The following is a 7,432-nucleotide window of genomic DNA, read 5'->3' on the forward strand; positions in this document are numbered from 1 at the left end:
GACCCACCCCCTGCCTCCGGGCCGGTCATCTCCACCGCGGCGGTCTCCATGGCAGCGGCCTTCCCGGCCTCCGTCTCCTGCCCGGCCCCCGTGGCGTCCGCAGCCTGGGCCGGCGGCGGCGTGGCCTGGACCGGCGGCGTGGCCAGGGCCGAGTCCACCGCGCCGGCCGCGATCGCGTACTGCTCGCGTACCTGCCGGTACCGCAGCAGTTCGGCGGCCACCGGCTCCAGCACTCGCGTCCTGCCGCAGCATGCCGCCAACTGCCGTAGCCTGCGCTCCTCTTCCAGCCCGTATGTCCGCGCCGGGCCACGGGCAGCCCTCCTGCACGCCCACGCGAGCGCGGGGCCTGCGACGGTGGCAGCCGTCAGCAGCACGCAGGGCAGCAGCATGGCCTGGTCGAGCCCGCGCGCGAGTGCCAAGGCCGCGACCGCCCAGACGGCACCCAGCATCTGTACGCCGAACAGCAGCCACTGGCCGGCGAAGGCCGCCGTGTGCCAGGTCGGCCGAGGAACACGGGTGGCAGCTCCGGACCGCCCGCCGCCCGCGCGCCGCGCCGTCCCCTCCGCATCGGCTGCCGGTCCGGCGGCCGACCCCGGGGACCGTCCGGCGGTCGTCCCGCCGCCCCCCTCCCGGGCCTCCCGGCCGAACTCCCCGGCAGCGCCGGTCCGCTCCTCCCGCCCGTCGTCCGTTCCGCTGCCCGTTCCGCCCGATGCGCCCGATGCACCTGTTGCGCCTGTTCCGCTCCCCCGGCCCGGCGCTTCCGCGTACGCCTGCTGCCCGGGCACCGCCCGCGCGGCGGCATCCTGCGCCGACGAGGCGGGCTCCGTGCCCAGTGCGACATCCGTCATCGACGCCGTGACCGCGGCCGAAGCCGTCCGCACCGCGTCCGGCCCGGAGGCGCAGACTGCCATCACCTCGTCCAGCACCTCCGGCAGCCCCGCGGCACCGCGCCGGGCCGATTCGCGTACGGTGCGCGCCCAGGCGCCGGGAAGGCCGCTCGCCGCCGCGTCCGCGAGCTCCCGTACGGCCTGGGCCACCACTGGCCGGGCGGCGAGCGGCTGCTGAAGGGTCTCGCGGCGGGCTGCGGTCCCGACGGCGGCACCGTCCCGCTCCCCCGGCTGCTCCGCCGGCTGTTCACCGGCCGCGGTACGGGACGGGTCGTCCCGCTCCTGGGTCGGCCTGGAGGCGTACCAGCGCAGCGCGCGTACCCAGGGGATGCCGGAGGAGTGCTCGGCCTGGCGCAGCCACGCCCGCTCGGCAGCCTGTCCGGCGGCTGCCGCGCCCACGGCGACGGCCAGCCTGTCCTCGAAGTCCTCGCGGGCGCTCTCGGTCAGTCCGATGGGGCCATCCTCCGCGCCGGGCCCGGGATCGGCGTATACGGGGCGGAGGCGTTCCGTCGCACCGTCCAGGTCGGCGGTCAGCCGCAGCACTGCGGCGCGCTGCTGTGCGACGAACTCGCCGAGTTCCTCCCGCAGTACGTCGATGCCCTCGTGGGTGAGCGCCGAGGCGGACAGTACGGCCGCGCCCGGTTCCCCGTGCTCGCCCAGTGCCATGCCGTCCTCGTCCAGCAGCCGCCGCAGGTCGTCCAGGACGGCGTCCACGGCGTCGCGGGTGAGCCGGTCGGTCTGGTTGAGGACGACGAAGGTGACCTCTGCGTGGCCGGCGAGCCGCCGCAGATAGCCCTCGTGCAGCAGCGCGTCCGCGTACTTCTCCGGGTCGACCACCCACACCACCGCGTCGACCAGTTCCAGCATCCTGTCCACCTGTTCGCGGTGTCCTGGTGCGACGGAGTCGTGGTCGGGCAGGTCGACGAGGATGAGGCCGCTCAGTGTGCCGTCGTGCGTACGGTGCCGCGCGTGCTGCGGGATGCCCAGTCTGTCGAGCAGCCCTTCGGGACCGCCGTCGCTGTAGCGTCCCGCCTCCCAGGTGCAGGCGACCGGCTGTGCGGTGGTGGGGCGGCGCATGCCCACCTCGGAGAGGCGCCCTCCAGTCAGCGCGTTGAACAGGGACGACTTTCCGCTGCCTGTTGCGCCGGCCAGAGCGACCGTTGTGTAGGAACGCGGCAGCCCTCTGCGGGTCGCCGCCTCGTCCAGCACCTTTCCCGCCTCGGCGAGCACGTCGGCGTCGAGCCGGGTGCGCGACAGCCCGACGAGTTCCCGTAGCGCGCCCAGCCGATGGCGCAGCGCGTTCTCCCCGGCGTCGCGCCGTGGGTCCCTGCGCAGATCTCTGCTCAGCTCTCTGGTCGACTCTCTGCGGAGATCTGTGCGGAGGTCCCGGGAAGCGTCCTTCTCGGGGCTCTGGTCGGCATTTTCGGGGCTCTGGTCGACGCTGCGGCCGGTGTCCGTGACTGTGTCGTCGCGGACCGCGGGACCGCTTTCGGCGCTCTCGGCGATGTGTTCCTGGCCGGCGCCGGTGTCCTCCTGGACCCCGGGTCCGCTTTCCGGCTGAACTCCGCTGCCCTGGGCGACGGCCGGGGAGTGCGCCTCCTGTACGGCCACGAAGCGCCCCTCCTGTGTGGTCTCTTGGGCAGCGCTGTAGGAGGGCCCCGGCTGCCGCGGTGTGGGCCAAGGGGTGCCGCGCCAGGGCGGGGCGGGTGCCTGGGGGATCCCGGGCACGGGGTGGTCGCCTCCCCGCTCCGAGGCGTCCGCCTCCGCCGCGTGCCCCCGGGGGCCGGGCGCCCGTACCTCGGGTTCCGGCGCGGCAGCGTGCTCGACGGCCTCCTGTTGCACCGCGCGGTGCGGCTCGGGCTGCGGGTACGGCTGCTGCTGCGGACGCGGCTCGTACATGTACGGCGGTGCGGGCTCGGGGTCGGTCCGCGGGGGCGCGTGCTCGCTCTGTTGGCGCATGTGCTCGCTCTGTTGGAACGCGCGCTCGCTCTGTTGGTGCGCGTGCTCGCTCCCTTGGGGCGCAGCCTCGGCCCCTGGCACTACTGGCGTGGGCTGCGGCGCCTGCGCGGGCTGCGGTGGCGCCATCGGTGCAGGCGTGGGGTGAGGCGGACCCGTCTCGGGCTGCTCGGCGGGCTGGGTGATCCGTTCGGCGGGGGCGCGGCGGGCGATGACGCCGTCGTCCCAGACGGGCTCGGCTCCGTCTTCCGCAGGGCTGCCCGCCGCAGGGCTGCCCGCCGCAGGGTCCGACTGCTGGCGCGGCACGTCCGCAGTCGCGCGCTGTGCGGCCGCTGTCCCTCCCTCAGACTCACTCTGTCCGGCGTGCTCCTGGGACGGCGCACTCACCCCAGGCGCGGAGGGCGCGGAAAGCGCGGACGGCGGCGGGGCATCCTCGCCGTCCAGGCTCAGTTCCAGCTGCCCCTCCACGGGGTCGCTGTGCGCGCTGACCCAGCCGTCGGGCAAGCTGCCGGTCCAGCGCTCGGGCTGCTGGCCCGGTCCGGTGTGGGTGGCATCGGTGGACGTCACTGGGGTCACCTCTCCATGTGCGCGCTCTGCAGACCGCGCCCGCCGTCCGGGCCGAGCGGGGTACGCGTCGGCGGGAAGTCGCGGGCGGTCACGTCCGTCCGGCTCGGTTCCTGCGTCCCCGTCGGCACCTGCGTCCCTGTCGGTTCCTGCATCCCTGTCGGCCGCTGCGCACCGGCCGTACGGTGCTGCTCCTGCACCTGGTGTGCCGGCCCCTGCGACAGGTGCAGCTGTCGCAACTGGTGCGGTTCCTGAAGCCCATGCGTTCTGTTGAGCTTGTCCAGTACGGAGAACGCGGCGATCAGTTCCATCTGCGGTTCGGGGCCTGCCTCGAGGGTTTCCAGGGGTACGAGGCGAAGGTCGCGTTCGCCGTAGAGCACGCGCTCGACGCAGTCCTCCAGCAGCTCGGCGCACTGTTCTCGCAGCTGCTGGGCGCTCTCCTCGCCGAGCAGGTCCTCCAGGGCGTCGTCGGCGCCCGCAGCCCGCTCCCCGCCCAGCAGAGAGGCGGCCAGCAGCCCTGCGACGCGTTCGGTCTCCTCCTCGCCGCAGGCCGCGCGGCCTGCGGCCTGCGTCTCCTCCTCGGCCAGCTCCTCGACGCAGCGGCGCCATCTGCGCACCATCACGCCGATCCGGCCGGTGGCCTCGTCCCGCTCGCTCTGGCCGCCCGGGAGAAGGCTGCCGCACCCTTCCAGGCCGGGCACGGTGCGGCCCAGCTCGGTGATCCGTTCGTCGGCGGCGGCGACCGCGCCCGACAGCAGCGCGGTCAGGCCGTCGGCGAAGGCGTCGAACAGTTCCTCCCCGTCGCTGTCGGTGGGGAAGCTGCGCCAGTGCTCGGCCGCGTCACCCGCCAGCAGTTCGCCGCCGGCGATACGGGTACGCATCCGGTTCCCCGCGGTCTCGTAGGCGCCCTCGATGCAGCGGGTGAGCCGCTCGGCCGCAGCGTGCTGGGCGGCCGAGGCACCGGCGAGAGCGGTGATGCGGGGGCGCAGCGAGGCGAGCGTCCCGTCGGCGGTACGGCTGGCGGCGGCGTACCGGGCGTCGGCGTCCTGGGCGCGCTCTTCCAGCCAGTCGCGCAGACCGCTGACAGCGGAGACGGGCAGCAGTCCTGAGCCGCCCGCCGACTCGGGCAGCTCGGGGATGGTGAAACGGGGCACCCCTCCCAGCCCCTCGTGCTCCAGCAGCAGGCCGTACTGTGCGGTGACCTCGGCGGCCATCTGGTGCGGCACCCGGTCGAGGACGGTGGCGAGGGTGACGTCGTACTCCTTGGCAGTGCGCAGCAGATGCCAGGGAATGGCATCGCCGTAGCGCGCTGCAGTGGTGACCAGTACCCAGATGTCGGCGGCGCAGATGAGCTCCGCCGCCAGGTCGCGGTTGTGGGTGATGAGGGAGTCGATGTCGGGCGCGTCGAGCAGGGCGAGGCCAGGCGGCAGGCCGCTGTCGGTCTCCAGGCGGAGGACGCGCCGGGGCTCGCCCCGGTCGGCGTCCCATTCGGACTCCCAGTCCGTTTCGGAGCCGGTCTCCCACCCTGCGTCCCAGTCTGCGGCCCAGCCCGTGTCGCGTCCGGTGGCCCGCCCTGTGCGGCCTCCGGCGCTCCGTCCGGAGTCCCTGCGGGAGTCCCAGTCGGCGGCCCAGTCGCGGTCCCAGCCGGTGTCAGGGTCGGCCGCTGTCCGGTCCCCGAACCGGTCGCCGCTGTCGGCCCCGCCGTCCGGGCTGCCGTGCGGGCCGTGCGAACCGTGCGCGCCATGGGGCCCGTGGGCCCCATGGCCACCGGTGCCGCCGGGCGCGTCGTACGGGCCGGGAGCTCCCGCCGCGCCGAAGGCGCCGGTCGCACCGGTCCCGCCGGGCGCACCAGGCGCACCGGTCCCGGCAGGCGCACCGGACATGCCGGGCACCCCTGGCGCGCCGGCCGCGTCCTGCCGGGGCATCCAGACCCGCTCCAGGCGGGGGAGCACACGCTGCCCGACGAACCAGCCGCGGTCGTCCGGATGGCAGACCAGTACGGGGGTGCGGGTCGTGGGCCGCAGCACTCCCGCCTCGCTGACCTTGCGCCCCACGAGGGAGTTGACCAGCGTCGATTTGCCGGCGCCCGTCGATCCGCCGATCACCGCGAGCAGCGGCGCCTCGGGGGTTCGCACGCGCGGGACGAGGTAGTCGTCGAGCTGGGCCAGCAGTTCGTCCCGGGAGCGGCGGGCGCGTTCGGCGCCCGGCAAGGGGAGGGGGAAGCGCGCGGCAGCGACGCGCTCCCGCACTGCGGTGAGCGCATCGAGCAGTTCAAGCCGTACGTCCAAGATCGCCACATGGGCAGAATGCCCAATTTTGCGGCAGTTTTGAAGCTTATTCGCGGTTGCGGGCGATGAAAATGAGTGGTTTCACCGTCGAATGACCTCTTTCGCCCCCTTCACCCCACATAGCCCACCTGCAACCCGGCCGCACCCATAACGACTACGCAACACCCGCCCCCCACGCCGCCAAAACCGCTGCGTGAATCGCACCCGCCTGCGATTATCAGGACCGCTTCACGGAACCTCCACATGGCGTCGCGGCCGTGGAGCGAACAGGACGAGCCGCATGGCCCCCTATCCTTGACCCCGCCATGGTCACGGGGGGCGGCGAGCCCGCCCACCGCGACGGAGGCCGGCCCCCGTAGCTCAGTGGATAGAGCAGGCGCCTTCTAAGCGCTTGGCCGCAGGTTCGAGTCCTGCCGGGGGCGCCAACCTATGGTCAGCTCTGCCTGCGCGTCGCAGCGGGTCACCGCGGGGTGTTGTCGATCAGCGGCGTTCGTGGTCGTGCGCCCTCTCGGGAGGCGAGGAAGAGCCGAGTCGGCCCGATCCCGTCCAGGCTGAGGAAAAGCACAGGTCACTGCCCCTCACCAGGGCGCGAAATGTGATCGGCCAACCACAGGTTCGAGCCCTGTGGGGCACCCAAGACATGGCTGGTCCTCCGTTGGGGAGCATGCGGCCCAGCAGCCATCGATCGGCGACGTGCACGGAAGCCTGCCGCTGATCAGCACAGCGCCGCGCAATCGGCGGGTCTCTTGGCGCCGACCACGGTTGAGCTCGCCAGTCGGTCGCGCTGCCGGGCAGCACGCTTGCCGTCCGCGCGGCAGAGACAGCCGCCATGGCCCGGGGAGGAGCGGGTGACGGTTGACCGAGGCCAGGTGATCAATGGGCTCTTGCAGGTCACTGTGGGCGTACGCCGAGGTCATGGCCGCTTCCACTGCCACGATTGCGTCGCCATTGCCACCACTGTGACCAGGATGTTCCGGCCGGAATCCATGCCTACGGGCACCTGATGGGATCGTCGCGACTGAACCTGTAGCGCTCCCGCGCCTCGCCGGGGAAGGAGTGGGCCACGGCGGATCAGGACTGCGCTTACACGCGCCCGGCCGAGCAACTCCCGTCGAGAGCCAAAAGCCCGCGGTCACCAAAAGTCACTCCTCGCGCGTCACCCGAGAGGCGCAGGAAATGAGCGGAGCAGGAGATGCAGGGGTCGTGGTTGCGAACAGCGCGCTCGCTCAGCGCTGCGGGCTCTTCGTCGGAGGAGTGGCTGGTCGCAAGGCGCGCTTCCCGTAGCGCCGTACGTCCTCCTCGATGGCGTCGTGGTTCTGGGAGGCCGGGGGGACGAGCGCGGCGTCGGTGACGGTGCCCTCGTCGTCGAGGGTGTAGCGGTGGTGGAGCAGGCCGTAGGGGGTTTCCGTTGCGCCGTGACCGGTGCCCGCGCGGGCGGGGGACATCTACGTGCGGCGCGGGGGGTGTTCGTAGGCGTCGATGATGCGCGGCGTCTCCTGCCACCGCGTAGCGCACTTCGAGGGCGCGTACGACGATGCTGCGGAAGGGTTGCGGCACACGGCTCCCTTGGCCGGATCGCCCCGTGCCGCCTCCTGCGCCAGTGCGCGGATCTCGGGTGGCGGCCATGGGCCGCTGATGGCGAAGCGAGGCTCCTGCCGAGGCGCACAACCTGCGGCTGGCCTCCTCTTCGGAAGACGGAAGTCAAAGCCCGCCCGGCACCTTCATCAACCCCATCGG

The 7,432-nt window shown here is 73.2% G+C and carries 3 protein-coding genes and 1 tRNA gene; 1 reads left to right on the forward strand and 3 read right to left on the reverse strand.

Translation table 11 applies throughout. The annotated features are described in order from the left end of the window. The coding region (locus ITI46_RS36155) for a GTPase (protein ID WP_372452118.1) at positions 1 to 3,410 on the reverse strand (3,410 nt) is incomplete at its 3' end. Positions 3,411 to 3,415: 5 nt separating this feature from the next. After that, on the reverse strand, positions 3,416 to 5,704 hold the full coding sequence (locus ITI46_RS32070; protein WP_307808412.1) for an ATP-binding protein: 2,289 nt from the start codon (positions 5,702 to 5,704) through the stop codon (positions 3,416 to 3,418). A 340-nt stretch (positions 5,705 to 6,044) separates the two neighbouring features. Between ITI46_RS32070 and ITI46_RS32075 the strand changes: the two genes are divergently transcribed. After that, positions 6,045 to 6,120: transfer RNA gene (locus tag ITI46_RS32075), tRNA-Arg, on the forward strand. Between the two features lie 801 nt (positions 6,121 to 6,921). Here ITI46_RS32075 and ITI46_RS35945 read toward each other — a convergent pair. Continuing rightward, positions 6,922 to 7,140: a hypothetical protein gene (locus tag ITI46_RS35945; protein ID WP_209243456.1), complete on the reverse strand. Its 219-nt coding sequence runs from the start codon at positions 7,138 to 7,140 to the stop codon at positions 6,922 to 6,924. Between the last annotated feature and the right edge of the window lie 292 nt (positions 7,141 to 7,432).

The organism is Streptomyces oryzae (assembly GCF_017676365.1).
Taxonomy (GTDB): domain Bacteria; phylum Actinomycetota; class Actinomycetes; order Streptomycetales; family Streptomycetaceae; genus Streptomyces; species Streptomyces oryzae.

Excerpts from the sequence above, each read along its gene's own strand:
- ITI46_RS35945 (WP_209243456.1), bottom strand. The coding sequence starts at position 7,140 with ATGTCCCCCGCCCGCGCGGGCACCGGTCACGGCGCAACGGAAACCCCC.